Here is a 1,591-nt window from a genome sequence, read left to right as displayed (position 1 = left end):
GCGTCGCGGCGGGCCCTTCCGCTCCCACCGGGCGGTCGGCGCGGGTTACTTGCCGCGCAGCCCCTTGTCGAGGGCCGCGATCCCGCTGCCCTGCGCGTCGTCGCCGTCCAGCGACCAGACCATCACACCGCCCAGGTCGTTCCAGCGGGCGTAGCGGGCCTTCTCGGTGAGCACCGCGGCCGAGTCGAAGCTGTAGAAGGTGGTGCCGTCGTACTTCCAGGACGCGCCGTGCTCGCGGTCCACGTAGGTCCGGCCCGGCAGCGCGTTGATCTCCTTGTAGGAGAGGTCCGGCACGGTGCCGGTGGCCTTCTGGTAGAGGCCGCCGCGGTTGCCGGCCGGCACGCCGGTCCAGCCGTGGCCGTAGAACGGCGCGCCGAGGACGGTCTGCCGGGCGGGCAGGCCGCGCTCGCCGTAGTGGACGACTGCCTTGTCGGCGCTGCGCTGCCGGGCGTCGGGATCGGCCGGGTCGGAGTAGAGGTTGGCCTGGTGGTTGGCCGGGCCCTTGCCCTCCCAGGGGCCGTGCAGGTCATAGGTCATGAGGTTGAGCCAGTCGACGGTGGTGGAGAGCTCGGGCAGCTCCAGCCGGTCGGCGACGGTCTCGTTGGCCGCGACGGCGGCGGTCAGCAGGTAGTGCTCGGGCTTCTTGCCCTTGCCCCTGCCCTTGTCGTCCTTGCCGCCGGCCCGGGCCCGCTGCTCGGCCAGCTCGTCCAGCTGCGCGCGGAACTCGGCCATCAGCAGGGTGAAGTTGCGGCCGTCCTCGGGGCGGACCACGTTGCCCGCGTCACCGCCGCCGCCCGGGTACTCCCAGTCGACGTCGATGCCGTCGAAGACGCCCGCGGCCGCCCCCTTGCCGCCCTCCGGGGAGCCGGCCAGCCGCGGCACGTCGCCCTTCATGTAGAGGTCGATGCAGGAGGAGACGAACTTCTTGCGGGCCTCGTCGGAGGCGGCGGCGTCCGAGAAGTACTTGGACCAGCTCCAGCCGCCCAGCGAGATGACGACCCTGAGCTGCGGGTTGCGCTCCTTGAGCTTGCGCAGCTGGTTGAAGTGGCCCTTGAGGGCCTGGCCCGGGGCGTCGGCCACGCCGTCCACCGAGTCGGCGGCGGAGAAGGCGCGCTGGTAGTCGTTGTAGGCGTCGCCCTGGCCGGACTCGTTGCTCTCGAAACAGGTGCCCTCGGCGGAGACGTTGCCGAAGGCGTAGTTGATCACGGTGAGCCGGCCGGCCTGGCCGGTCTGCTGGACACGCTTGGCGGAGCTGTCGGCACCCCACTGGGTGAAGTAGCCGACCCGCTGGCCCTTGAGCCGGGGGCCCTTGCCGCCGTCGGCGGCGGTGGCCGTGGCGGTGGCGGTGGAGGCGAGCAGCGCGGCGACGGTGGCGGCGGCGAGCAGGGCGGGACGACGAATGGGCATACCGGACCTATTCTCTGATGCAGCGTCAATTGGTCTGGACCAGCTGGGACAGAGGTTTAGCCCATGCCGCCGCACCCGCACAAGAGGGCCGGTCCGGTCGGCGCACCATGCAAAAGGCCGGCAAAGCCGGGGCGGCCGGCCGGTGAGGACGGAGGAGGCCGGACCGCGGGTGCGGTCCAGCCTC

At 72.0% G+C, this 1,591-nt stretch carries 1 protein-coding gene; it reads right to left on the bottom strand.

Features of this window, described 5'->3' with window-relative positions; genetic code table 11:
* Nucleotides 1–45: 45 nt before the first annotated feature.
* The gene (locus ACFCX4_RS36195) at nt 46–1,407 is read right to left on the bottom strand and encodes a glycoside hydrolase family 18 protein (protein WP_376151719.1); all 1,362 of its coding nucleotides are present in this window, start codon (nt 1,405–1,407) and stop codon (nt 46–48) included.
* Nucleotides 1,408–1,591 lie beyond the last annotated feature (184 nt).

It is taken from the genome of Kitasatospora sp. NPDC056327 (assembly GCF_042261735.1).
Lineage (GTDB): Bacteria > Actinomycetota > Actinomycetes > Streptomycetales > Streptomycetaceae > Kitasatospora.
The sequence above is the reverse complement of the archived record's forward strand: the minus strand, read 5'-3'. Positions and strand labels throughout refer to the sequence as shown.

What these genes read in the sequence shown, in the direction of transcription:
- ACFCX4_RS36195 (WP_376151719.1), bottom strand. Translation starts at nt 1,407, where the DNA reads ATGCCCATTCGTCGTCCCGCCCTGCTCGCCGCCGCCACCGTCGCCGCG.